This is a genomic window from Sulfitobacter sp. HI0027, from assembly GCF_001634775.1.
Lineage (GTDB): Bacteria > Pseudomonadota > Alphaproteobacteria > Rhodobacterales > Rhodobacteraceae > Sulfitobacter.
This window is the reverse complement of the sequence record NZ_LWER01000131.1, coordinates 1-23616: the sequence shown is the minus strand read 5'-3', so window position 1 is coordinate 23616 and position 23616 is coordinate 1. Positions and strand designations below refer to the sequence as shown.

27 protein-coding genes are annotated in these 23616 nt (G+C 62.6%); 17 read left to right on the top strand and 10 right to left on the bottom strand.

Annotated features, from left to right (window positions below; all coding sequences use genetic code 11):
• Positions 1-23: 23 nt before the first annotated feature.
• From A3722_RS06720 to cysE, 14 genes are all read left to right on the top strand, one after another.
• Positions 24-617, top strand: coding sequence for an HK97 family phage prohead protease (locus A3722_RS06720; RefSeq protein WP_067624369.1), 594 nt, complete (start codon positions 24-26; stop codon positions 615-617).
• A 36-nt stretch (positions 618-653) separates the two neighbouring features.
• Positions 654-1832 carry a phage major capsid protein gene (locus A3722_RS06715; RefSeq protein WP_067624332.1) on the top strand — a complete coding sequence of 393 codons (1179 nt, stop codon included), beginning with the start codon at positions 654-656 and terminating at the stop codon, positions 1830-1832.
• A 166-nt stretch (positions 1833-1998) separates the two neighbouring features.
• Positions 1999-2598: a head-tail connector protein gene (locus tag A3722_RS06710; protein ID WP_067624335.1), complete on the top strand. Its 600-nt coding sequence runs from the start codon at positions 1999-2001 to the stop codon at positions 2596-2598.
• Positions 2595-2933 carry a phage head closure protein gene (locus tag A3722_RS06705; protein ID WP_067624338.1) on the top strand — a complete coding sequence of 113 codons (339 nt, stop codon included), beginning with the start codon at positions 2595-2597 and terminating at the stop codon, positions 2931-2933. The genes A3722_RS06710 and A3722_RS06705 overlap by 4 nt, the downstream gene beginning before the upstream one ends.
• Positions 2930-3340: a DUF3168 domain-containing protein gene (locus tag A3722_RS06700; RefSeq protein WP_067624341.1), complete on the top strand. Its 411-nt coding sequence runs from the start codon at positions 2930-2932 to the stop codon at positions 3338-3340. Before A3722_RS06705 ends, A3722_RS06700 begins: the two co-directional genes overlap by 4 nt.
• 35 nt (positions 3341-3375) lie before the next feature.
• Complete coding sequence (locus tag A3722_RS06695; RefSeq protein WP_067624345.1) at positions 3376-3798, top strand: phage major tail protein, TP901-1 family; 423 nt, start codon at positions 3376-3378, stop codon at positions 3796-3798.
• 2 nt (positions 3799-3800) lie between these two features.
• Positions 3801-4115: a gene transfer agent family protein gene (locus tag A3722_RS06690; RefSeq protein WP_067624348.1), complete on the top strand. Its 315-nt coding sequence runs from the start codon at positions 3801-3803 to the stop codon at positions 4113-4115.
• Positions 4112-4324: a rcc01693 family protein gene (locus A3722_RS06685; protein WP_067624351.1), complete on the top strand. Its 213-nt coding sequence runs from the start codon at positions 4112-4114 to the stop codon at positions 4322-4324. The genes A3722_RS06690 and A3722_RS06685 overlap by 4 nt, the downstream gene beginning before the upstream one ends.
• Positions 4317-4976, top strand: a complete 660-nt coding sequence (locus A3722_RS06680) for a phage tail tape measure protein (protein WP_067624354.1) — start codon at positions 4317-4319, stop codon at positions 4974-4976. Before A3722_RS06685 ends, A3722_RS06680 begins: the two co-directional genes overlap by 8 nt.
• A gap of 27 nt (positions 4977-5003) precedes the next feature.
• Entirely contained in the window at positions 5004-5636 is a 633-nt protein-coding gene (locus A3722_RS06675; RefSeq protein WP_067624358.1) for a DUF2460 domain-containing protein, read from the top strand.
• Positions 5636-6523, top strand: a complete 888-nt coding sequence (locus tag A3722_RS06670) for a DUF2163 domain-containing protein (protein WP_067624360.1) — start codon at positions 5636-5638, stop codon at positions 6521-6523. Before A3722_RS06675 ends, A3722_RS06670 begins: the two co-directional genes overlap by 1 nt.
• A complete protein-coding gene (locus A3722_RS06665; RefSeq protein WP_067624363.1) occupies positions 6520-6966 on the top strand; it encodes an NlpC/P60 family protein in 447 nt (148 codons plus the stop codon). The genes A3722_RS06670 and A3722_RS06665 overlap by 4 nt, the downstream gene beginning before the upstream one ends.
• Positions 6966-10895, top strand: coding sequence for a baseplate multidomain protein megatron (locus A3722_RS06660; protein WP_067916019.1), 3930 nt, complete (start codon positions 6966-6968; stop codon positions 10893-10895). The genes A3722_RS06665 and A3722_RS06660 overlap by 1 nt, the downstream gene beginning before the upstream one ends.
• A 98-nt stretch (positions 10896-10993) precedes the next feature.
• Positions 10994-11806, top strand: coding sequence for a serine O-acetyltransferase (cysE, locus tag A3722_RS06655; protein WP_067625474.1), 813 nt, complete (start codon positions 10994-10996; stop codon positions 11804-11806).
• Positions 11807-11876: 70 nt separating this feature from the next.
• Here cysE and A3722_RS06650 read toward each other — a convergent pair whose 3' ends face one another.
• From A3722_RS06650 to A3722_RS06625, 6 genes are all read right to left on the bottom strand, one after another.
• Positions 11877-13232, bottom strand: a complete 1356-nt coding sequence (locus A3722_RS06650) for a pyruvate dehydrogenase complex dihydrolipoamide acetyltransferase (protein WP_067916017.1) — start codon at positions 13230-13232, stop codon at positions 11877-11879.
• Positions 13233-13242: 10 nt separating this feature from the next.
• The gene (locus A3722_RS06645; RefSeq protein WP_067623528.1) at positions 13243-14634 is read right to left on the bottom strand and encodes a pyruvate dehydrogenase complex E1 component subunit beta; all 1392 of its coding nucleotides are present in this window, start codon (positions 14632-14634) and stop codon (positions 13243-13245) included.
• Position 14635: 1 nt separating this feature from the next.
• Positions 14636-15022 (bottom strand): VOC family protein, encoded by a 387-nt coding sequence (locus A3722_RS06640; protein WP_067623531.1) that lies wholly within the window; start codon positions 15020-15022, stop codon positions 14636-14638.
• Positions 15022-16035, bottom strand: a complete 1014-nt coding sequence (gene pdhA, locus A3722_RS06635) for a pyruvate dehydrogenase (acetyl-transferring) E1 component subunit alpha (RefSeq protein WP_067623534.1) — start codon at positions 16033-16035, stop codon at positions 15022-15024. The genes A3722_RS06640 and pdhA overlap by 1 nt, the downstream gene beginning before the upstream one ends.
• A gap of 196 nt (positions 16036-16231) precedes the next feature.
• Positions 16232-16531, bottom strand: a complete 300-nt coding sequence (locus tag A3722_RS06630) for an FtsB family cell division protein (RefSeq protein ID WP_067623538.1) — start codon at positions 16529-16531, stop codon at positions 16232-16234.
• 121 nt (positions 16532-16652) lie between these two features.
• Positions 16653-17831 carry a phosphoglycerate kinase gene (locus tag A3722_RS06625; RefSeq protein WP_067623541.1) on the bottom strand — a complete coding sequence of 393 codons (1179 nt, stop codon included), beginning with the start codon at positions 17829-17831 and terminating at the stop codon, positions 16653-16655.
• A gap of 127 nt (positions 17832-17958) precedes the next feature.
• Between A3722_RS06625 and A3722_RS06620 the strand changes: the two genes are divergently transcribed.
• From A3722_RS06620 to A3722_RS06610, 3 genes are all read left to right on the top strand, one after another.
• A complete protein-coding gene (locus A3722_RS06620) occupies positions 17959-18465 on the top strand; it encodes a peptidylprolyl isomerase (protein ID WP_067623544.1) in 507 nt (168 codons plus the stop codon).
• Positions 18458-19012, top strand: coding sequence for a peptidylprolyl isomerase (locus tag A3722_RS06615; RefSeq protein ID WP_067623546.1), 555 nt, complete (start codon positions 18458-18460; stop codon positions 19010-19012). The genes A3722_RS06620 and A3722_RS06615 overlap by 8 nt, the downstream gene beginning before the upstream one ends.
• A gap of 98 nt (positions 19013-19110) precedes the next feature.
• The gene (locus tag A3722_RS06610; RefSeq protein WP_067623549.1) at positions 19111-20079 is read left to right on the top strand and encodes a DUF3179 domain-containing protein; all 969 of its coding nucleotides are present in this window, start codon (positions 19111-19113) and stop codon (positions 20077-20079) included.
• An 81-nt stretch (positions 20080-20160) separates the two neighbouring features.
• Here the strand turns inward: A3722_RS06610 and A3722_RS06605 are convergent, their stop codons facing one another.
• From A3722_RS06605 to A3722_RS06590, 4 genes are all read right to left on the bottom strand, one after another.
• Positions 20161-20661, bottom strand: a complete 501-nt coding sequence (locus tag A3722_RS06605; protein WP_067623551.1) for a bactofilin family protein — start codon at positions 20659-20661, stop codon at positions 20161-20163.
• Positions 20651-21979, bottom strand: a complete 1329-nt coding sequence (locus tag A3722_RS06600; protein WP_067623553.1) for a M23 family metallopeptidase — start codon at positions 21977-21979, stop codon at positions 20651-20653. The genes A3722_RS06605 and A3722_RS06600 overlap by 11 nt, the downstream gene beginning before the upstream one ends.
• A gap of 206 nt (positions 21980-22185) precedes the next feature.
• On the bottom strand, positions 22186-23004 hold the full coding sequence (locus A3722_RS06595; protein ID WP_067623555.1) for a ferritin-like domain-containing protein: 819 nt from the start codon (positions 23002-23004) through the stop codon (positions 22186-22188).
• Positions 23001-23474, bottom strand: coding sequence for a peroxiredoxin (locus A3722_RS06590; protein WP_067623558.1), 474 nt, complete (start codon positions 23472-23474; stop codon positions 23001-23003). Before A3722_RS06590 ends, A3722_RS06595 begins: the two co-directional genes overlap by 4 nt.
• Between the last annotated feature and the right edge of the window lie 142 nt (positions 23475-23616).

Below are 23616 nucleotides of genomic sequence, written 5' to 3'. Positions count from 1 at the left end.
AAATAACAATGGGTTATCAGATGATGAACTTCGGCGCTTTGTCGGAGAACGGGGAAGGTCTGTGTGCTGGGGCCGCTTTGGAACATAAGTTCGCCCGTTTCGGCATGGTGGCTGAGGTGGAAGGCGGGCTGGAGATCAGCGGCTACGCCAGCCTTTTCGGCGCGGTGGATCAGGGGGGCGACGTGGTGGAAGCCGGTGCCTATGCGGCGAGCCTTGCCCAAGTCACGAAGGCCGGGCGCAGCGTCAAAATGCTGTGGCAGCATGATCCTGCCCAGCCCATCGGGGTCTGGGATGAGGTGCATGAGGATGGCCGGGGCCTGTGGGTCAAGGGGCGCATCCTGAGCAGTGTTGCCAAGGGGCGGGAAGCGGCCGCCCTGATTGAGGCAGGAGCCATCGACGGGCTCAGCATCGGCTACCGCACCGTGAAGGCGGGCAAGAATACCAAGGGGCAACGGCTGCTGACGGAGTTGGAGCTTTGGGAGGTTTCCTTGGTGACCTTTCCGATGCTGCCCTCGGCGCGGGTGGGGTCCAAGGGGGATTTCAAGGCTGTGGGTGATGTTCTGCGGGACATGGCGGCGGCCTTTGACGCGGCGCGGCGCGATATGGCGCGCGGCTGAGCCTGAGTTTGACTGAGCAAGATCAGAGGAAAAGCAATGACCAAGAGCGAGATGAGCACAAAGGCGGGCGCAGACCTGTCCCCGGCGGAGGAAGTGCGGCAGGCCGTGAGCGGTTTTGTCAGTGACTTCAACGGCTTTCGGGCCGAGATCAATACGAAACTTCAACAATCAGAAGAGCGAATTGCCATGATGGACCGCAAGATGACCCTGCCTGCCCGCAGCCCTTTGGGCGGCGCGATTGAGCAAGATGCACCGCATAAGAAAGCCTTTGACGCCTATCTGCGCAATGGCGATGACGATGGGCTGCGGGGGCTGGAACTGGACGGCAAATCGATGTCGACGGCGGTGAACTCGGATGGCGGCTATCTGGTGGATCCGCAGACATCGGAGCGGGTGCAGTCTGTGCTGAATTCGGGCGCATCGATCCGCGCGATTGCGGCGGTGGTGCAGGTCGAGGCCACGTCTTATGACGTGCTGGTCGATCATGCCGATGTGGGGGCGGGCTGGGCCACCGAAAGTGGTGCGCAGGCCGAGACGGACACGCCGCAGATCGACCGGATCACCGTGCCGCTGCATGAGTTGAGCGCCCTGCCCAAGACAAGCCAACGGCTGCTGGACGACAGCGCCTTTGATATCGAAGGCTGGCTGGCGGGCCGCATCGCCGACAAATTCGCGCGGGCCGAGGCGGCGGCCTTTGTCAGCGGTGATGGGATCGACAAACCGACCGGTTTTTTGAGCCATCCGGCGGTCGATAACGACGTCTGGACTTGGGGCAATCTGGGCTATGTCCCCAGCGGCACCAACGCCAATCCCGAGGCGGATGCGATCATTGAATTGGTCTACGCCCTTGGCGCGGCTTACCGCAAGAACGCGGTTTTCGTGATGAACTCCAAGACCACGGCCAAGGTGCGCAAATTGAAAGACACTGACGGGCGCTTTCTGTGGTCGGATGGACTGGCCGCGGGAGAGCCTGCGCGGTTGATGGGCTATCCGGTGCTGGTGGCCGAGGACATGCCCGATCCGGCGACCGATGCGATGGCCATCGCCTTTGGCGACTTCTCGGCAGGCTACACCGTGGCTGAGCGCCCCGATCTGCGGATCCTGCGCGATCCCTTCAGCGCCAAGCCGCATGTGCTGTTCTATGCGACCAAACGTGTCGGCGGTGACGTGAGCGATTTCGCGGCGATCAAGCTGATGAAATTCGGCCTGGCGTAAGCCGGTGCCGAAGCCGGGGCCGGGGCAACTTGGCCCCGGTCCGGACGTGCGCCTGCAAGGTTGTGTTGTCTAGCTGCTCCCCTCCGACCGAGCAATGCAACCGGTGCGCGTCCGGGAATAAGCGCATGGCCCCATGGGGCGAGGGAGCGAATTTTGGAGACGTTCGATGATGTTGATCGAAGAGACAAATGTGCCGGATGCGGTCTTGCCGGTTGAGGCCTTCAGAATGCATCTGCGCCTTGGCAGCGGTTTTGGGCAGGACGGCCTTCAGGATCCGGTGTTGCGCAGTTTCCTGCGTGCGGCAATCGCGGCAGTGGAGGCGCGGACGGGGAAGGTGTTGATCACCCGGCGTTTTGCCCTGTCGCTGACCTTTTGGCGCGATGCGGCGGCGCAGGTTTTGCCGGTGGCGCCCGTGCAGGAGGTCGCGCGGGTGGCATTGGTCGCGCGTGATGGGGCAGAGACGCAGGTCGACCCCGACCGCTATTGGCTAGAGCGCGATGCGCAAGCGCCGCGGTTGCGTGCCAGCACAGCCGCCTTGCCCCGCATCCCGAGTGCCGGGGCCGCGCTGATCAGTTTCGACGCAGGCATGGCCGCCGATTGGGCCGGACTGCCGGATGATCTGGCCCAAGGGGTGATGCTGCTGGCGGCACATTACTACGAATACCGCGACGATACGGCGCTTGGCGAAGGGTGCATGCCCTTTGGTGTCAGCAGCCTGATCGAGCGCTACCGCCGCGTACGTGTCGGCTTTGGTGGTGCGGCATGAGCCGCCCGCATTTGAACCGCCCGCTGGCCTTGGAAGCCCCAGAACGGGTGAGCGATGGCGCGGGGGGGCATACCGAAGTTTGGCAGCCTTTGGGCACCCTTTGGGCAGAGGTTCGCGCGCGGACGGGGCGGGAAACCACCGCAGGTGGGGTGGCCGTCAGCCGGATGGGGTTCAAGATTACGGTCCGCGCGGCACCGCAGGGCGCGCCCGACAGGCCGACGCCGGATCAGCGGTTTCGGGAAGGCACGCGGGTTTTCGTGATCCGGGCGGTGGCCGAGAGCGATGCGGGCGGGCGGTATCTGACCTGCTTTGCCGATGAGGAGGTGGCGGTATGACCTACGCGCTTTCAGGGGCTTTGCAGGCGGCGGTCTATGACCTGTTGCAGAGTGATCCGGGGCTCACGGCCATGATCGGCGATGCGGTCTATGACGCGGTGCCGGGGGGGAGCTTGCCCGAGACCTACGTTCTGCTGGGGCAGGAGATGGCGAAGGATGCGTCTGACCCCGAGGGCGCGGGCGCGGACCACCGCCTCACTCTGTCGGTGATCACCAGCGCGCCGGGGTTCAGCACGGCAAAGGGCTGTGCGGCTGTGGTCTGCGATTTGCTGCATGGGGCGCAGCCGACGCTTAGCCGCGGGCATGTGGTGGATATGGCCTTTCTCAAAGCGACGGCACGGCGGATTGACGGGGCCGCGGGGCGGCAGATCGACCTGCAATTCCGCGCCCGGGTCGCGGATGCGTAAGACTTCAGATTCTAGATTGGTGCGAGGAGATAGAGATGGCAGTGCAAGCGGGCAAAGACCTTTTGGTCAAAGTGGATATGACCAGCGATGGTCAGTTCGAGACGATCGCCGGGCTGAGGGCCAAGCGGGTGAGTTTCAACGCCGAAACGGTGGATGTGACCTCGCTCGATTCAAGCGGGGGCTGGCGGGAGTTGCTGGCGGGCGCGGGGGTGCGCTCGGCTGCGATCAGCGGCTCGGGGGTGTTTCGCGATGCGGGCACGGATGAACGGGCGCGGCAGTTGTTCTTTAATGGGCTGACGCCGGATTTTCAGGTCATCATCCCGGATTTCGGTGTGGTGCAGGGGCCGTTTCAGGTCTCCGCCCTGGAATACGCGGGGTCCCTGAATGGGGAGGCCACGTTTGAGTTGAGCCTGCAATCTGCGGGAGAGCTGGTCTTTACCCCCGACGTGGTGGTGTGACCATGGCAAACCCATGGCGCGGCGAGGTGAGCCTGGTGATCGATGGCAAGCGGCATCAGGCGCGGCTGACCCTTGGCGCCTTGGCCGAGTTGGAGGCGACGTTGGAGGCCGACAGCCTTATAGCCTTGGTGGAGCGGTTTGAAAGCAATCGCTTTTCCAGCTGCGATGTACTGGCCCTGCTGCTTGCCGGGCTGCGCGGGGGCGGAGCGGTGATGGATGCCGCAACGCTTGAACATGCGCAGATCGAGGGCGGACCGATGGCGGCGGCACGGGCGGCGGCGGAATTGCTGGCGCGGGCCTTTACGGTGCAGGCGTGAGCACGGCGCAGGGCTTTGATTGGCCCGCCTTGCTGCGGGTGGGCCTGTCACGATTGCGCCTGCCGCCGGATCAATTTTGGGCGCTGACGCCGGCGGAGTTGCAGTTGATGCTGGGCCCACCGTCCGCGGCAGCGCCGCTGCTGAGCGAGGGCCTCGCCGCGCTGATGGCCGCCTATCCAGACGAGATGAAAGGGGCCGATGATGGCTGACTTTGATGATTTCGAGAACCTTGAGAGCCGCGCTGACGGGCTGAATGAGACGCTGGCTCAAACCAGCGGTTTGGTTGCCGGGTTCGACGGTGAGTTGCGGCGCATGCGCAGCGCGCTTTCCGCGACGGGCAAAGATGTGGCGACCCTCGAAAAAGGGCTGAGCCGTGGGCTGCGCCGGGCGTTCGACGGGGTGGTTTTTGACGGCGCCAAACTGTCGGACGCGCTGAGCGACTTGGCGCAATCGATGATCCGTACGACCTACAACGCCGCGATGCGCCCGGTGACGGATCACTTCGGCGGGCTGATCAGCGAGGGGGTGGGCAGTGTTGTGGAAGGTATTTTGCCCTTCGCGAATGGCGCGCCCTTTTCCCAAGGCAAGGTCATGCCGTTTGCGCAGGGCGGGGTGGTGACTTCGGCCACCGCGTTTCCCATGCGCGGCGGCACGGGGCTGATGGGAGAGGCCGGGCCAGAGGCGATCATGCCGTTGGCGCGGGGGCCGGATGGCAAGCTGGGGGTGCGCGGCAATGGCGGGGGGGCGACCACCATCGTGATGAACATCACCACGCCCGATGTGCAGGGGTTTCAGCGCAGCCAAAGCCAGATTGCCGCTCAACTAAGCCGCGCTCTTAGCACGGGCAACCGCAACCGATAAGCCGCGCGGCGGTTAAAGGAGCAGATCATGCAATTTCACGATGTCAGATTTCCGCCCTCGCTGAGCTTTGGATCAGTCGGGGGGCCGCAGCGGCAAACGGATGTGGTCACGCTGGCCAACGGTCATGAGGAACGCAACACGCCTTGGGCCCATTCTCGGCGGGTCTATGATGCGGGGCTGGGGATGCGTTCTATCGATGACCTTCAGTTGCTGATTGCTTTTTTCGAAGCGCGACTGGGGCAGATGTACGGGTTTCGCTGGAAGGACTGGGCCGACTATAAAACGGGCAAGACGGCGCTTTCGGTGGCCTTTGACGACCAGAGCATCGGTTATGGAACCGGGGTTCGGGCGGCGTTTCAGCTGACCAAGACTTACCGCTCCGGCGCGCATTCCTACCGGCGTCCGATCACCAAACCCGTGGCCGGGACGGTGCGTGTGGGGGTGGAACAAGACGAGCTGCGCGAGGGTGTCGAATACGAGGTCGACGCAAGCACGGGGATTGTAACATTTGCCCATCCGCCGGACCCTGAGATGGAGATCTTCGCGGGCTTCGAATTCGACGTGCCCGTGCGCTTTGACACGGACCGCATTCTGATCTCAGTCGAGAGTTTTCAGGCCGGGCAGGTGCCCGACGTGCCGGTGATCGAGGTGCGGATCTGATGGCGGGGCTCAATACAGGGTTTGCGGACCATTTCGCGCGCGGTGTGACAACGCTTTGCCATTGTTGGCAGGTGACGCGGGCGGATGGGGCGGTGTTTGCCTTTACCGATCACGATATGCCGCTGGCATTCGCGGGGGTCGCGTTTCGCGCTGATACGGGGCTGAGTGCGCGGGCGCTGGCCCAAACCAGCGGGCTGTCGGTCGACAACACCGAGGCGCTTGGCGCGCTAAGCGATGATGCGATCCGCGAGGATGAGATCGAGCAGGGACGTTTCGATGGGGCCGAGGTTCAGGCGTGGTTGGTGAACTGGGCGGAGCCTGCGCAGCGGGTGCTGCAGTTTCGTGGATCGATCGGCGAGTTGCACCGCACGGGCGGCAGCTTTCGTGCTGAACTGCGCGGGCTGACGGAGCCGCTGAACCGCCCCTTCGGACGGGTCTTTCAAAAGCCCTGTTCGGCGGTTCTGGAGGATGGCGATTGCCGCTTTGATCTCACCACGCCGGGCTATGCCGAGGAACGCGCGGTTGAGACTGTGGCAGAGGCGCAGTGTTTCCGCTGGGCCGCATTCCCGGGATATGACGAGGGCTGGTTCGCCCGTGGGCGGCTTGACGTGTTGGATGGCCCGGCGGCGGGGCTCTGGGGCATGGTAAAACGTGACTACCATGAGGACGGGCAGCGGGTGATCGAGCTTTGGGAGCCGATCCGCGGGGCGGTCGCGGAGGGCACTCGCGTACGGCTTACGGCAGGCTGCGACAAGCGGATGGAGACCTGTCGGCTGAAATTCAACAACCTGCTGAACTATCGAGGTTTTCCGGATCTGCCGGGTGAGGATTGGATGATGGCCGTCCCGCGCTCAGACGGTGCGAACGCGGGCGGGTCGCGCAGGTGAGCGCCGGGGGTGAACCGTTGCTGCATGCGGCACGCGGGTGGATCGGCACGCCTTATGTGCATCAGGCTGCGGCGAAGGGAGCGGGCTGCGACTGTCTCGGCCTCATCCGGGGGCTTTGGCGTGAACGGATGGGGGCTGAACCCGAGGCGGTGCCGCCCTATTCGATGGACTGGTCCGAGCCGCAGGGAGAGGAACAGCTCTGGGCGGCGGCGCTGCGGCATATGGCGGTGAAGAACAGCGGTGCGCCCGCGCCCGGTGATGTGCTGCTATTCCGAATGCGCCACGGCGCTGTGGCAAAACACCTTGGGTTGCAGGCGCGCATCGGCGCCAGTCCCAGTTTTATTCACGCCTATGCACGGCACGGGGTCGTCGAAAGCCCGCTTAGCCTGCCATGGCAGCGGCGCATCGTGGCGCGATTTGTATTTCCTGAGGAGGTCTCCTGATGGCGACGATTGTTCTTTCGGCAGCGGGTGCCGCGGTTGGCGGCTCCATCGGGGGCACGCTGGCGGGGCTGTCTTCTGTCGCAGTGGGCCGGGTGGTGGGGGCGAGCCTTGGGCGATTGGTCGATCAACGCTTGCTGGGCCAAGGTGGGCAGGCGGTCGAGACCGGCAAGGTCGATCGCTTTCGGCTGACGGGCTCGGGCGAGGGGGCGGCGATCTCGCAGCTTTATGGCCGGATGCGACTGGCTGGGCATGTCATCTGGGCGTCGCAGTTCCAAGAGGTCACCCATGTCAGCGGGGGCGGCAAGGGCGGTCCCCCGACGCCAAAGACGACCGAGTACAGCTATACCGTCAGCCTTGCCATCGCGCTTTGCGAAGGGGAGATCGCCAGCGTCGGGCGCATCTGGGCGGATGGGGAAGAGATTGCCCCGGACGATCTGAACATGCGCGTCTACAGGGGCGAGGCGGATCAGCAGCCCGACCCGACCATCGCCGCGATTGAGGGCGCGGACCGGGTGCCAGCCTATCGCGGCACGGCTTATGTGGTGATGGAAGACCTCGCCTTGGCGCAGTTCGGCAACCGCGTGCCGCAGTTCTCTTTCGAGGTTATGCGCCCCGAACAGCCGCAGGCCCCGGGGTGGGAACATGCGCCTGCCTTTGGTGTGCAGGGGGTCGCCTTGATCCCCGGCACGGGGGAATATGCGCTGGCGACCACGCCGGTTCATTATACCGACGGCCCCGGCAGCCGTTGGAGCGCGAATGTGAATTCACCGGCGGCCAAGACTGATTTCTCGGTGTCGCTGGAGACCTTGACAGAGGAACTGCCCCGGCTAGAAGCGGCCTCTCTCGTCGTGTCATGGTTCGGCAGCGATCTGCGCTGTGGCGATTGCCGCCTGCGCCCCAAGGTGGAAGATCCGGACATTGACGGGGAGAACATGCCGTGGCGGGTGTCTGGGGTGACGCGCGGCACGGCCGAGGTCATCACCCAGCACGGCGCGCGCCCGATCTATGGCGGCACGCCAGCCGATGCCGCGGTGGTTGAGGCCATTCACGCGCTGAAGGCGGCGGGCAAGGCGGTGATGTTCTACCCGTTCATCTTGATGGATCAGACCGAAGGCAACGGCTTGCCGGACCCCTATAGCGATGCCGAGGATCAACCCCGCTTGCCGTGGCGCGGGCGGATCACCCTCTCGGTCGCACCGGGGCGGCCGGGCAGCCCGGATGGGTCAGCGGCGGCAGCGGCTGAAGTTGCCGCGTTTTTCGGCACAGCCACGGCGGCGGATTTCACGGTGACTGAGGGCGCGGTGAGCTACCATGGCCCAGCGGAATGGACCCTCTCGCGGTTCATCCTGCACTACGCCGCACTCTGCGCCGCGGCGGGCGGGGTCGAGGCCTTTTGCATCTCTTCTGAAATGCGAGGCCTGACGCGGGTACGCGCGGCGGGAAATAGCTTCCCTGCGGTGACCGCGCTGCGGGCCTTGGCCGGAGAGGTGCGTGCCTTGCTTGGGTCGGATGCCAAGATCAGCTATGCCGCTGATTGGTCAGAGTATTTTGGCTATCAGCCGCAGGATGGCAGCGGTGATGTTTACTTTCACCTCGATCCGCTGTGGGCCGATCCGCAGATCGATTTCATCGGGATCGACAACTATATGCCGCTGGCCGATTGGCGCGATGAGGAGGGGCATGTCGATGGGGAAGATTGGCCCGCGATCTACGATGTCGGCTATCTGAAATCCAACATCGAAGGTGGTGAGGGGTATGACTGGTACTACCATTCGCCCGAAGCCCGTGCGGCACAGATCCGAACGCCGATCACCGATGGCGCCCATGATGAACCTTGGGTCTATCGTTACAAAGACCTGCGCCGTTGGTGGCAGAACCATCACCATCCGCGCATCGGTGGAGAGCGGCAGGCAGCACCCACGGAATGGCAGCCCATGTCCAAGCCGATCTGGTTCACGGAATACGGCTGTGCCGCCATCGACAAAGGCGCGAACCAACCCAACAAGTTCCTCGATCTGAAAAGCTCGGAAAGCGCCTTGCCGCATCATTCCACCGGCGAACGGGACGATTTGATGCAGATGCAATATCTGCGCGCGCTGTCGGAATATTGGCGTGATCCGGCGCGCAACCCGATCTCGGACGAATATGGCGCTCCGATGCTGGATATGTCGCGCGCCTTCGTTTGGGCTTGGGACACGCGGCCCTTTCCCTTCTTTCCCAACAATGTCGATCTATGGAGCGATGGGGAGAATTACAGCCGGGGTCATTGGCTGAACGGACGGGCCTCGGCGCGTTCGCTGGCCTCGGTGGTCGGGGAGATTTGCCGCCGCGCGGGTGTGATGCATTTCGATACCTCTCAGCTTTTCGGCTATGTCCGCGGCTACACCGTGGACGTGGTCGGAGAGGCGCGCGCCGCCTTGCAACCTTTGATGCTGCGCTATGGGTTCGACGCGATCGAACGCGATGGGGTTTTGCGGTTTCGGATGCGTGATGGGACGGATGCGGTACCACTTGACCCCGACGGGCTTGCGATACACCCCGACCTCGGCGGGCTGACCGAGCAGTTGCGCGAGGCTGAGGCCGAGGTATCGGGCCGTGTTCGGCTGCGGTTCATTCAGGCCGATGCGGATTTCGACGCGATCGCGGAAGAGGCGGTTCTGCCGGATGAGGCGACCCATGCGGTCACCGGGACCGAACTGAACATGGCCCTGACCCGGGGCGAGGGGCGGCAGGTGGCCGAGCGCTGGTTGACCGAGGCGCGTGTCGCCCGCGAAACGCTGCGGCTGGCGTTGCCGCCATCGCAGATGGCTATCGGGGCGGGGGACGTGATCGAACTGCCGGGCGATGGCGCGGAGGGGCCGGGGCGCTACCGCATTGACCGCGTCGAACAGGCCGGCTCCCAGCTGATCGATGCCGTACGGATTGAACCCGAAGTCTATGACCCCGCGCCGCTCGAAGAAGAACTGGCGTCTCTGCGGCCTTTCGCGCCGCCGCTGCCGGTCTTGCCCCAGTTCATGGACTTGCCGCTTTTGCGCGGGGATGAGGTGCCCCATGCGCCGCATCTGGCGGTGACGGCAACCCCTTGGCCGGGGTCAGTCGCCGTTTATCGCTCTACGGTTGATGCTGATTATGCGCTCAACGGCGTCGTTTCCAGTCGGTCCATCATGGGGGTCACCCAAACGGCCCTGCGCGCGGCGCGGCCGGGGGTGATCGACGCAGGACCGGTGCTGGAAGTCAAACTCAGCAGCGGCAGCCTTGAATCGGTCAGCAAAGAGGCGCTTTTGAATGGGGCGAACCTTGCCGCCATCGGCGATGGAAGCGCGGACCGATGGGAGTTATTTCAATTTCAGGAGGCGCAGCTTGTCGCCCCTGCGACCTATTGGCTGACGGGACGTCTGCGCGGGCAGGCGGGAAGTGATGGGCTGATGCCGGAGGTTTGGCCCGTGGGGTCGCGCTTTGTGCTGATGAATGGGACACCGCAACAGGTCGAGTTCAGCCCGCATCTGCGCCGCGTGGCCCAGCACTACCGCATAGGTCCTGCCCGGCGCCCCGTGGATGATCCGTCCTATCTGCATCAGGTTCATGCGTTTGACGGGAATGGCCTGCGGCCCTACAGCCCGTGCCATCTGTGGGCAGAGGCGCTGCCCGGTGGTGATATTACCTTTAGCTGGATCCGACGGACGCGTATCGACGGGGACGCTTGGGACGGGCCAGAGGTGCCGCTTGGCGAAGAAAGTGAGCGGTATCTTCTGCGGGTTTTTGCAGGCGGTCAGCACCTGCGGGACGTACTGCTCGATACGCCCGGGTGGACCTACAGCACTGCGGCACGGGCGGCTGATGGGCTGACCGGGGCGTTTGAGGTAACGGTGGCGCAGGTCTCTGCCAGCTACGGCGCGGGGCTTGCCGCCACGTTAGTGGTGCCCGGATAGGCCTGCGCGTTATCACGATTTTGAGCATGTGCGGATTTACAAATGGTCCTACGCTATTGCATGAGCTACCCTAGCGGCAGAGTGAAGGAGCCCGTGCCATGGCGCAGACACACAGAAATATCTCGAAAGTGGACCCGGTCTGGGATCAGATTCAGCAAGAAGCTGAGGATGCGGTGCGTGATGAGCCGCTGATCGGCGGCTTTGTTCACGCCTGTATCCTGCATCATAAATCCATCGAGAACGCGCTTTCCTATCGCATCGCTGCGAAGCTTTCGTCCAACGAGATGTCGATGATGGTCGTGCGCGAAATGGTCGAGGAGGCCTATGCCGAAGACCCGGACCTCGTCGCCGCGGCGCGCGCCGATCTGGTGGCGATCTATGACCGTGACCCGGCCTGCCATCGGTTGCTGCAGCCGATCCTTTACTTCAAAGGCTATCAAGCGGTGCAGGCCTATCGGGTTGGCCACTACCTCTATATGAAGGGCAAACGCGATTTGGCATATTTCATCCAAATGCGGGTGAGCGAGATTTTCGGCGTGGATATCCACCCGGCGGCCAAAATGGGCAAGGGCATCATGATCGACCACGCGCATTCCATCGTCATCGGTGAGACGGCGGTGGTGGGCGACAACGTCTCGATGCTGCATTCTGTGACGCTAGGCGGGACCGGCAAGGAAGAAGAGGACCGTCACCCTAAGATCGGGAACGGCGTGTTGATTGGCGCAGGCGCAAAGGTGTTGGGCAATATCACCATTGGCCATTGCAGCCGGATCGCCGCCGGCTCGGTGGTGCTGGAGCCTGTGCCTGCCTGCAAAACTGTTGCCGGAATTCCGGCGCGGATCGTGGGAGAGGCGGGCTGCGATCAGCCGTCGATGTCGATGAACCACCTTTTTGGGCCAGACGCCGAATAGGCGCAGAAGCCAGCGTTGCAAAAAAAAGCCGGGGCATGCCCCGGCTTTTTCGTTTCGTAGAGTGCGGGCCTTAGGCCAGCATGATCATCGGATTTTCGAGGTTCTCGACGATCGCATTCAACAGCTGCGCACCGAGCGCCCCGTCGATCACGCGGTGATCGACCGAGAGGGTGACCGACATGACTGTGGCCGCAGTTACCTCGCCATCCTTCCCGATGATCGGTTTTTTCACGCCAGCACCGACAGCAAGGATCGCTCCATGCGGCGGGTTTATCACCGCATCAAAGTTGTCGATCCCGAACATACCGAGGTTGGAAATCGCAAAGCTGCCGCCCTGATACTCATGCGGCGCCAGCTTACGGTCGCGGGCGCGGGTGGCAAGGTCTTTCATCTGCGCCGAGAGGGTCGAGAGCGATTTGGTATCGGCGTCCTGCAACACGGGGGTGAAGAGACCGCCTTCAATGGCCACGGCCACGGCCACATCCGAGGGTTTCAGCTTGAGGATGCGATCACCGGCCCAGACAGCATTAGCATCCGGCACCGATTGCAGGGCCAGCGCGCAGGCTTTGATGATGAAGTCGTTGACCGAGAGCTTTACACCGCGCGATTCCAACTGCTTGTTCAGATCGCTGCGGAAGGAAAGCAGCGCGTCGATCTGGATGTCGCGGCGCAGGTAGAAATGCGGCACGGTTTGCTTGGCCTCGGTAAGGCGCGCGGCGATGGTCTTGCGCATGCCGTTGAGGGTGACTTCCTCGTACTCCCGGCCCTCGTACATCTTGGCGACCGCATCGGCAGATGGGCCGGTGGTCGCGGCTTGGGCGACCGGGGCGGCATCTTTGGCAGTCGCTGCGCTCTCGGATTTCGCCGCTGTCGGCTGGGCGTTTTCGACATCTGCTTTGACGATCCGGCCACGCGGGCCGCTGCCGTCGATCTGCGACAGGTCCAACCCCTTGTCGGCGGCGATCCGGCGGGCGAGGGGGGAGGCAAAGATACGCTCACCCTTCTGGCTTTTCGGGGCGGCGGGGGCTTTGCTGTCGCTTTTGCCCGTCGCCTCATTCGCATCCGTCGCACCGCGGCCATAGCCCGCTTCGGGGGTCTCGGCTTCGGCGGCTTTGGGCGCCGCTTCGGCCTGCGGTTTTTCTTCTTTGGTGGATGCGGATGTATCGATATCGTCGGCGCTTTCACCTTCTTCGAGCAGTACAGCGATTGGCGTGTTCACCTTCACGCCTTCGCTGCCTTCGCTGATCAGGATCTTGCCGATGGTGCCTTCGTCGACGGCTTCGAATTCCATCGTGGCCTTGTCGGTCTCGATCTCGGCCAGAATGTCACCAGAGGAGACTTCGTCGCCTTCCTTGACCAGCCATTTGGCAAGCGTGCCTTCCTCCATCGTGGGGGATAGGGCGGGCATGAGAATTTCTGTGGGCATGATCCGCTCCTTACCGGTAAGTGACTGATTTGACGGCTTCAATCACCTCGTCGGTGGTGACCAGCGCGTGTTTTTCGAGGTTGGCGGCATAGGGCATGGGCACGTCCTTGCCGGTGCAGGTGATGACCGGCGCGTCGAGGTAATCAAACGCCTCTTGCATGATCACGCCGCTGATGTAGCCACCGACGGAGCCCTGCGGCCAGCCTTCTTCGACGGTGACGCAGCGGTTGGTCTTCATCACCGATTTCAGGATCGTGTCCGTGTCCATCGGGCGCAGTGTGCGCAGGTCGATGACCTCGGCGTCAATGCCTTCTTCGGCCAGCTTCTCAGCAGCCTCCAACGCATAGGTCATGCCGATGCCAAAGCTGACGATGGTCACGTCGGACCCTTCGCGCCAGATGCGAGCCTTGCCGAAGGGCACGGTGTAATCCTCAATATCCGGCACGTCGAAGCTGCGGCCATAGAGGATTTCGTTTTCAAGGAAGATCACCGGGTTCGGGTCACGGATGGCGGTTTTCATCAAGCCTTTATAATCGCTCGCCGAATAGGGCATCGCGACCTTCAGGCCGGGGATCTGCATGAACCACGCGGCATAGTCCTGTGAGTGCTGCGCGCCGACGCGGGCGGCGGCACCGTTGGGGCCACGGAAGACCATGGGCGCGCCCATCTGGCCGCCGGACATGTAGAGCGTCTTGGCCGCAGAGTTGATGATCTGATCCATCGCCTGCATGGCGAAGTTGAAGGTCATGAACTCGACAATCGGGCGCAGACCGCCGAAGGCCGCACCAACACCGATCCCGGCAAAGCCATGTTCGGTGATCGGCGTGTCGATCACCCGTTTGGGGCCGAATTCGTCCAGCATCCCTTGGGTGATTTTATATGCGCCTTGGTACTCCGCGACTTCCTCACCCATGAGGAAGACATCTTCGTCGCGGCGCATCTCTTCGGCCATGGCGTCGCGCAGCGCTTCGCGCACGGTCTGCTGCTTCATCGCCGTGCCTTCGGGCCAGTCGGGGCTGGTGTCGGGCTCGGGCTGTTTCTTGCCCTCGGCGGGGGGCTCGCGGTTGTCGTCCGAGGATTTGGCCTGCGCAGGCTCGGCGTCCTCGCCCTTGTCCTCGGCGGGGGCCGATGTCGCGCTGTCGATATCGTCCGCGCTTTCGCCATCTTCCAGCAGAACGGCGATAGCGGTGTTCACCTTGACGCCTTCAGTGCCTTCCTCGATCAGGATTTTTCCGATGGTGCCTTCGTCAACGGCTTCGAATTCCATCGTGGCCTTGTCGGTTTCGATCTCGGCCAGAATGTCACCAGAAGAGACCTCATCGCCTTCCTTGACCAGCCATTTGGCCAGCGTGCCTTCTTCCATGGTAGGGCTGAGGGCGGGCATAAGAATTTCGGTTGCCATATCAGTTTTTCTCCGCAGGAGTAATCATTCCGACGACGTTGCCTTGGCCGTCCTCGACATAGGCGCAGCGGCCGATGCCCGGAAAATCTGTGGGGGGAAGGGCCTCGGCCCCGCCGTTATTAAGCGCCCAGAGATAGCGGGCGTCACAGTCTTCGACCTCAAAAGTCATGGTGCCGCCACGGATCGGGCCGCCAGCAGTTGGGGTCGCGTCACCGCGTGTCAACATGCCACCCGTCAGGCCTTTGCCCGTGCCGATGTCCCGGCCTTCGATCAGGTGATAGGAAGCGTCTTCGCCCCCCTCCATGGGAGAAAATTCCCAACCGAACAATCCGGCATAGAAAGTTTTGGCGGCCGCGACGTCGCTTGCGTGGATCTCGAAATGCGGCATCAGGCTTCGGCCTCCTGCGGAACTTCGGTTGCGTAGATATCGGTCCAAAGCTCTTCGAGCGCAGGCTCGGGGCTTTCCTTGGCGAAATCGGCGCTCTCGTTCACGATCTTCTTGATCTCTTTATCGATGGCCTTGAGGTCGTCTTCGGTGGCGTGATTACCTTCGAGCAGCAGGGTGCGGACCGATTCAATCGGGTCACGCTCATCGCGCATTTTTTGGACCTCTTCGCGGGTGCGATATTTTGCGGGGTCGGACATGGAGTGGCCACGGTAACGGTAGGTCTTGATCTCAAGGATATACGGTCCGTTCTCACGGGCGTGGGCCACGGCCTTTTGACCGGCCTCTTTCACCGCCAGCACGTCCATCCCATCGACGGCCTCACCGGGGATGCCAAAGGCTTTGCCGCGCTCCCAGATTTCGGCCGAGGAAGTCGAGCGCTGCTGCGATGTGCCCATGGCGTATTGGTTGTTCTCGATCACAAAGATCACCGGCAGCTTCCAAAGCGCGGCCATGTTGAAAGTCTCATAGACCTGACCTTGGTTCGCCGCACCATCGCCGAAATAGGTGAAAGTGACGCGCCCGTTGCCCTTGTACTGATCGGCAAAGGCCAGCCCCGCGCCGAGCGGCACCTGCGCTGCGACAATGCCGTGGCCGCCGTAAAAATGCTTTTCTTTCGAGAACATATGCATGCTCCCGCCCTTGCCCTTGGAGTAGCCACCCTCGCGGCCCGTCAACTCGGCCATGACGCCGTTCGGGTCCATGCCACAGGCCAGCATATGGCCGTGATCGCGGTAGGAAGTGACGCGCTTGTCGCCTTCTTCGGCGGCGGCCTCTAGGCCCACAACGACAGCTTCTTGCCCGATATAAAGGTGGCAGAACCCCCCGATCAGCCCCATGCCGTAAAGCTGCCCGGCTTTCTCTTCAAAGCGTCGGATCAGCAGCATGTCGCGGTAATAGCTGGTCAGCTCCTCCGCAGAGACATTGGGTTTCTTGCTCGATTTCTTCGCGGCCATGGACGTCTCCTCCGTCGGCTCTGGTCAGATGCCAAAAGTAGTTTAGCGTTAAACTATTCCCTAACGCATTCCGGAACGGATTGCGAGGGACTTTGTGACGTGGCGCGCGCACCACGGCTGACAAGTCAAAGGAGGCCAGAGATTTTAAGTGATTGCAAGACCGCAGGCGCGGGGCGGGGCGATCGGACGCGAAAGGTCAGCGAATGACGATCTCATCTGTGCGGACCATGCCCAGCACTCTGCGCGCGCGTTCGTCTAAAAGATCAAGGTCGAGGTAATCGTCCGACAGCCTGCGGGTCAGGTTTTCCATCCGCGCAACCTCGGCGCGGACCTCGGCCAGACGGTCGCTCAGCTTTTGGTTCTCGGCCACGATCTCGGTCCGGCGGAACAGGCCGAAATCCCCCTGCACGGCGGCAAAGGTGAAATACAGGCTCAGCGCGAAAGCGATTGCGAAAAACAGCAATGTGCCGAAAGCCGGACGGGTGTTGCGTGTCATGGTTCTGCCTCTGCGTCTCTTGGCGGACGTGACATTAGTATGACACAGGCGATTCGACATGGGAATCCCACAATTGCGGGAAACCCGTTGTTTTTACCGCGAAATCACGATTTTGCGCGGCTTAGCCGCCCAAGGCGGCAACGCCGGGCAGGGTTTTGCCTTCCATCCACTCAAGGAAAGCGCCCCCGGCGGTTGAGATATAGGTGAAATCATCCGCCACGCCCGCTTGGTTCAGGGCGGCAACCGTGTCACCGCCCCCGGCGACCGAGGTCAGCGTGCCTTCGCGCGTTTTGGCGGCGGCGGCCCGGGCTGCGGCGACGGTGGCAGTATCGAAGGGCGGGATTTCAAAGGCCCCCATCGGGCCGTTCCAGATCAATGTGCGCAGCCCGGCAAAAGCGGTTTCAACCAGCGCGACCGTATTAGGGCCCGCATCCAGCACCATTTGATCATCCGACAGTTTCGCATCAGGGCCAAGCTGGGCCACCTCATGCGCAGCCCCTTTGGCGAACTCACGCGCGACCAGACCGTCGACGGGCAAGATCACGCGGCAGCCCGCCTTGTCGGCCTGCGCCATGATGTCTTTGGCCGTGTCGTAATAATCCGGCTCTTCCAATGACTTGCCCAGATCAGCACCGAGCGCTGCGAGGAAGGTGTTCGCCATGCCGCCGCCGATCACCAGAACATCCAGCCGGTTCACGAGGTTTTCTAAAAGCGCGATTTTGGTCGAGACCTTGGCCCCCCCAACGACAGCGCCAACAGGACGCTCAGGCTTAGCGAGGGCTGCCTCAAGCGCCGAGAGTTCCGCCTGCATCAAACGGCCCGCGCAGGCAGGCAACAGCCGCGCCAGCGCCTCGGTCGAGGCATGGGCGCGGTGGGCGGCAGAGAAGGCATCGTTACAATAGATATCGCCAAGCGCGGCCAGTTGGCGGGCGAAGCCTTCGTCATTGGCTTCTTCGCCCGGATAAAAGCGGATGTTTTCCATAAGTTGCAGATCGCCCTGCGCCTCGGCAGCGGCGTCCAGCGAGGGCACGAAAGCCACATCGCGGCCCAATGCCTTTTCCAGCGCGGGTAGGACTTGTTTCAGGCTCATCTCGTCCACGGCCTTGCCCTTGGGCCGTCCGAAATGCGCCAGCAGCGTCACCTTGCCGCCGCGCGACAGGATGTCGGTCACCGTGGGCACGATCCGCTCGATCCGTGTGGCATCGGTAACGCGGCCATTTTCGACCGGTACGTTAATGTCGACGCGCAAAAGCACCCGTTTGCCGTCCAGTTCCATATCGTCCAGTGACTTCCAGCCCATCGGTCTTCTCCCAATCCAATCCGTTGCGCTGTGTTTTGCTGTTATCTTGGCTCAGGTCAATGCGCGGCTTGGCAATCGCGGCCAAGCTCCTTAGGTATCTGGCAAAGACAAACCAAAGGATTGCCCAATGGCCGAGATCAAAGACCCCGAAAACACCATCCTGATGGAACTCAAAGGCGGCACCGTCACGATTGAGTTGATGCCTGACCTTGCGCCCAAGCACGTCGAGCGCATGAAAGAACTGGCCCGCGCCGGAAAATACGACAACGTGGCTTTCCACCGCGTGATCGAAGGTTTCATGGCCCAGACAGGCGATGTGGCCAACGGCAACATGGAAGACAACTTCAACCTGCGTGCGGCTGGCACCGGCGGCTCCGACCTGCCGAACCTGCCTGCGGAATTCTCCAAAGTTCCTCACGCCCGTGGCACCATCGGTGCGGCGCGTTCGGCCAACCCCGACAGCGCCAACAGCCAGTTTTTCATCAACTTTAAAGACAATGACTTCCTCAACGGTCAGTACACCGTTTACGGGCAAGTCATCTCGGGCATGGAACATGTTGATGCGCTCACACGGGGCGAGCCGCCTGCGAACCCGGACCGCATGATCTCCGTCAAGGTGGCCGCAGATGCGTAAGCTCGTAGGCACCAGCGCCGTTTTGGCGCTTCTCGGTTCGGCGGCCATGGCCACCGGGCTTGAGATCGAAGTTGCGGGCGAGGCCAATGGCACCGTCAAGATCGACCTGCTGGAAGATGTGGCACCCGCCCATGTCGCGCAGATCACCGAACTGGCCGAAGAAGGCGCCTATGACGGGGTGGTCTTCCACCGCGTGATCGACGGCTTCATGGCGCAGACCGGCGACGTGCAGTTTGGCCGCGCCGATGGCGACACCGCGCGCGCTGGCATGGGCGGCTCCGACAAGCCCGACCTAGAGGCGGAGTTCTCGGACATCGCCTATGAGAAGGGCGTCGTGGGCATGGCCCGCAGCCAGAGCCCGAACAGCGCCAACAGCCAGTTCTTCATTATGTTCGACGAAGCCCCCTTCCTTGACGGTCAGTACACCGTCGTGGGCAAGGTCACCGAAGGGCAGGACGTGGTCGATGCCATCAAACGCGGCACCGGCCCCAACGGTGCCGTTGTCGGGACGCCGGACGTTATGCAAAAGGTCACTGTGACCGAGTAACTGTCGGCCCCAAGTCGCATCGGGGACCGAGTAACATCTGTTCCCGATCGCGTGGGGTGGGCTTGCTTGCTCACCCCCACATGCGGCACGCTCGGGCCATGATAAAATTAAGCGCCATCGTTCTGAGCCTTGGCCTTGCGGCCAACAGTCTTCTCGCCGATCCCGCCCGCTGGCAGGGAGAATGGCCGGAGACCGATTTTTCCAAAACAAGTATCACAGATTGGTCCGAGATCATCTCGGGCGGGCCGCCCAAGGATGGCATCCCGGCACTTGACGCACCGGATTTCAAAGCAGCGCGCGCCGAAACCCGCATCGCCCCGCGCGAGCCGGTGATCACGGTTGCGATAGAGGGTGCCAAACCGCGCGCCTATCCGATTCGCTATCTGACATGGCATGAGATTGTTAACGATAGGGTTAATGGCCAGCCTATCGCCGTGACCTTTTGCCCGCTGTGCAACTCTGCACTTGTCTTTGACCGCCGCGTCGCGGGCAAGCTGCTGCGCTTTGGCGTATCAGGCAAGCTGCGCCATTCCGACATGGTGATGTATGACCGCGAGACCCAAAGCTGGTGGCAACAGGCCGAAGGCCGCGCCATCGTGGGGGCGCTGACGGGCACCGAGCTAAAACACCTCCCAAGCTGGCTGGAAAGCTGGGCCGATTTCACCGCGCGATACCCCGATGGGCTGGTGATGGAGGAACCTTCCTACAACCGCGACTATGGCCGCAACCCTTACCGGAACTATGATTCTTCGGCCAAACCCTTCCTCTACGACGGCGCGCAGCCGCCGCACGGAATTGCACCGCTAGAGCGCGTGGTGCGTGTGGGAGACCGGGCGTGGCGGCTCAATCGGTTGGCCGAGGAAGGCGAGTTGCGTGAGGCCGGTGTGACGATCTCGTGGCGGGCAGGGCAGGCCTCGGCGTTGGACGCGGGGCAGATCGGCCAGGGGCGTGACGTGGGCAGCATCCGCGTGCGTGACAGCGCCGGCAGCGACGTGCCGCATGATGTGATGTTTGCCTTCGCCTTTGATGCCTTCTGGCCAGATGGTACTTGGATGCTGAAGCGTTAAGCCCGCGCCGCAAGCCTAAAATGAAAACGGGCGCCGCAGTTTCCCGCGACGCCCGTGAATACTCTGAACCGACCGCAGGTCTTAGGACGCCGGGTTCGGCTTTTGCGCCGGAGCGGATTTTGCGCCCGGGTTCAGCGGATCGTCCTGACGCTGCACCGAACCTTCGAAATGCGCGCCGGATTCGATCGCGATGGTCTTGTGGATGATGTCACCCTCAACCCGTGCGGTCGATGTCAGACGTACCTTGAGGCCACGCACGCGGCCCACGATACGGCCATTGATCACCACGTCATCGGCAACTACTTCGCCTTTGATCGTCGCCGTTTCACCGATGGTCAACAGATGCGCGCGGATGTCGCCCTCAACAGTGCCTTCAACCTGAACATCGCCCGTCGTCTTCATGTTGCCGGTCACATGCAGGTCCGAAGACAGAACGGATGCGGGCGGCTTCGCCTTGGGGGCACTGGCCTTGAATTCGCTCTGCTTGGAGGGCGCAGGGGCCGCCGAAGCGCTGGAAGGTGCCGGTTTGGACGCATCTGCATCCTGGGGCGCGGGATCGTTGATTTTGCTTTTAGAAAACATCGTTTGCAGCCTTGATATAGATCATGGGGTTAACAGCCTTGCCACCTACGCGGACTTCATAGTGGAGATGGACACCGGTGACCCGTCCTGATGCTCCCATATCACCAATATGCTGCCCGCGCGAGACTCTTTGACCAACTTTCACGCGCAGCTTGGACATGTGGGCATAACGGGTCTCGATGCCGAACTCGTGCTGGATCTTGACCAAACGGCCATAGCCCGAGGACCAGCCGGCGTGAATCACCACACCATCGGCGGTCGCATAAAGCGGCGTGCCCATGCCAGCGGCAAAGTCGACGCCCTTGTGCATCCGGCGGCCACCTGTCTTGGGGTCGCGGCGATAGCCGAACTGGCTGGTGAAGCGGAAAGCGTTTTTGACCGGGTTCGCAAAAGGCGCTTTTTCGGCGGCGATGCGGTAAAGGTTCAACCGGTCCATCTGGTTCAGCAGACGGTTTGCGCGCAGCGTATCGGGGCTAAGCTCTTCGCCGCGGGTGGTGAAGGACAGCGGCGTCATCGGGCCACCTTGGCCGGAATAGCCGCGGCGCACGGTGGCGAGGATACGGTCGGTCGGCATGCCCGCGCTGCGGAACATCTTATCGAGCGGGGCGACGGAAACGCTCATCGCTTCTTCAAGCTGGCGGAAGATCGCGTCGTTCTGATCGCGCATCAACGCGATCTCTTGCGCCATTTCATCGGCCTGCAGCAGCGCATCCTGCGCATCGACCACAACTTTGTCGCGCTCTGCCGCGGTGCGTGCCAGAGCTTGGGCAAGGAAATCGACCGGCGCTTGATCGGCATCGGCGCGCAGGCTGCCCGCCTCACCGTTCTCAAGGCTGCCTTCCAATTCGGCCAGCTTCAGCCGGGCCTTTTGGCGGTCTTTCATCGTGTCGCGCAGGGTAGATTGGATCACGTCAATCCCGGTCTCCAACTCACGGCGGCGGGTCTCTGACGCCAGCAGTTCGGATTGCATGACGGAAATTTGTGTGAGCGCGGCGTTAAAGCGGTCTTGTGCGGCCAATGCCTCTTCGGCCCGCAGATCACGCTGCGCGGACAGCTCGTTCAGACGCGCCTGATAGGTGCGCTGATCGCGTTTGGCCTGCTCGCGAAAGTTGCCCGAGCCGATGCTGTCCATCAAAATGATCGCCGTGGCGATAATGGCCCATGACACGAGGAAGGCCGACCCTGCCAGCCCGATAATCTGGGTGCCGGGGCGCAGACGGATGAAACGTGTGTCGCTGTCGGATTTCAAAAAGACGCGGCGTTCGGGAAAATAATGCTCAAGCAGAGCATGCGTCTTGATGGCAATCCGTGTGCGCACGTTGTCGTCCTTTGTCCCGTCCCGTCGGCGCGGAGGGCTCGCCCAGCCCGCGCCCAACGTCAATAGCCAGTGCCCGCGAATGGGGCAACCCTATTGACCCGCGGCAACCCGCGCCTGCGCGGCAATCCCCCATTCGCCCCGGGAAAAAGCGCTTTGCTATTGGCAAAAATCCGCCGATATTAAGCACTTGCTGTCTTATGGCCGGATCAGCTTGGGCCCCCGTCCGCCGTGAGAGGCCAATAGAAATCGGGCGGGATTCCCGCCTCGGCGCGTTTTTCCTCGTTGAAAGGCGGCTTGAGATCGCCGTGAAAATACTGGCGCACGAGAGCATGAAACCGGTCTTTCGGGTCTTCGTCATGGCGCCCACAAAGGAAGTGAAACCATTTGCTGCCATAGGCCACATGGGCGACTTCTTCGGAATAGATCGTCTCAAGTGCTGCCACGGCGCTGTCGGCCTTGGCCTTGCGGAATATCTCGATCATGCCGGGCGTCACATCAAGGCCACGCGCCTCTAGCACCATGGGCACTACGGCGAGGCGGCCCATCAGATCGTCCACCGTATCCTCTGCCGCGCGCCACATGCCCGCATGGGCAGGCATCGCGCCATAGTGGCTGCCCATCTCCTCAAGACAATCGCACATCAGGTTGAAGTGCTTGGATTCGTCGTCCGCCGCTTTCACCCAGTCATCGAAGAACCCAAGCGGAAGCGGAACATGCGAAAACCGCGCAATCACGTCCCAATGCAGGTCGACAGCGTTCAACTCGATATGCGCCACGGCATGCAAAAGCGCCGCGCGGCCTTCGGGCGTGCCCGGGCGGCGGCGGGGCACTTCGCGCGGGCTGAGCAATTCGGGCTGGGCAGGTCGGGCAGGGTGCAGCGGCGGATCAGCGCGGCCCACCTCAGGGCGCGCGCCTTCGGCTCGGGCCGAGAGCCATTCAGCTGCGAATTTCCGCGACAGTGCGGTCTTTTCGCGCCCATCCGCCGTGCGCAGTACCGCCTCGGCCATTTCCGCCAGCGGCATCATGCGCCACGCACCGCGTCCAGCACCGCATCGACATGGCCGGGCACTTTCACCTTGCGCCAGACCTGCGCGATCTGGCCTGCGGCGTCGATCAGATAGGTCGCGCGTTCGATGCCCATGGATTTCTTGCCGTACATGTTCTTCTCAACCCAGACCTCGTAGGCTTCGGTCACCGCGCCATCGGTGTCGGACAACAGCGGCACCGTCAGCGCGTGTTTGGCGGCGAATTTGTCGTGCTTGTCCATGCTGTCGCGTGAGATGCCAAAGACTTGCACACCAGCCTCGGCGAACTCCGACAGCCGCTCGGAAAAGCCGATCGATTCCTTGGTGCAGCCGGGCGTGTCATCGCGCGGGTAAAAGAACAGCACCACGGGGCCGCCTTGCTGCGCAGACAGCGTAATCTCGCCACCGCCAGTCACGGGAAGGGTGAAATCCGGGGCCGGTTGGCCGGGCTGGGGTCCGATCTGCGACATGGGGCGGTTCCTTTGGCTTGTGAAGGGTCGTTTAGGGCTGTCATACTGCATCTGATTTGACAACGTCAAAGCCGCCCCCGAAAGCCGCCCCAGCCGAACCGGAGCCCGATGCGCGACCCATCCCCTTCCAGCCCCCCTTCGC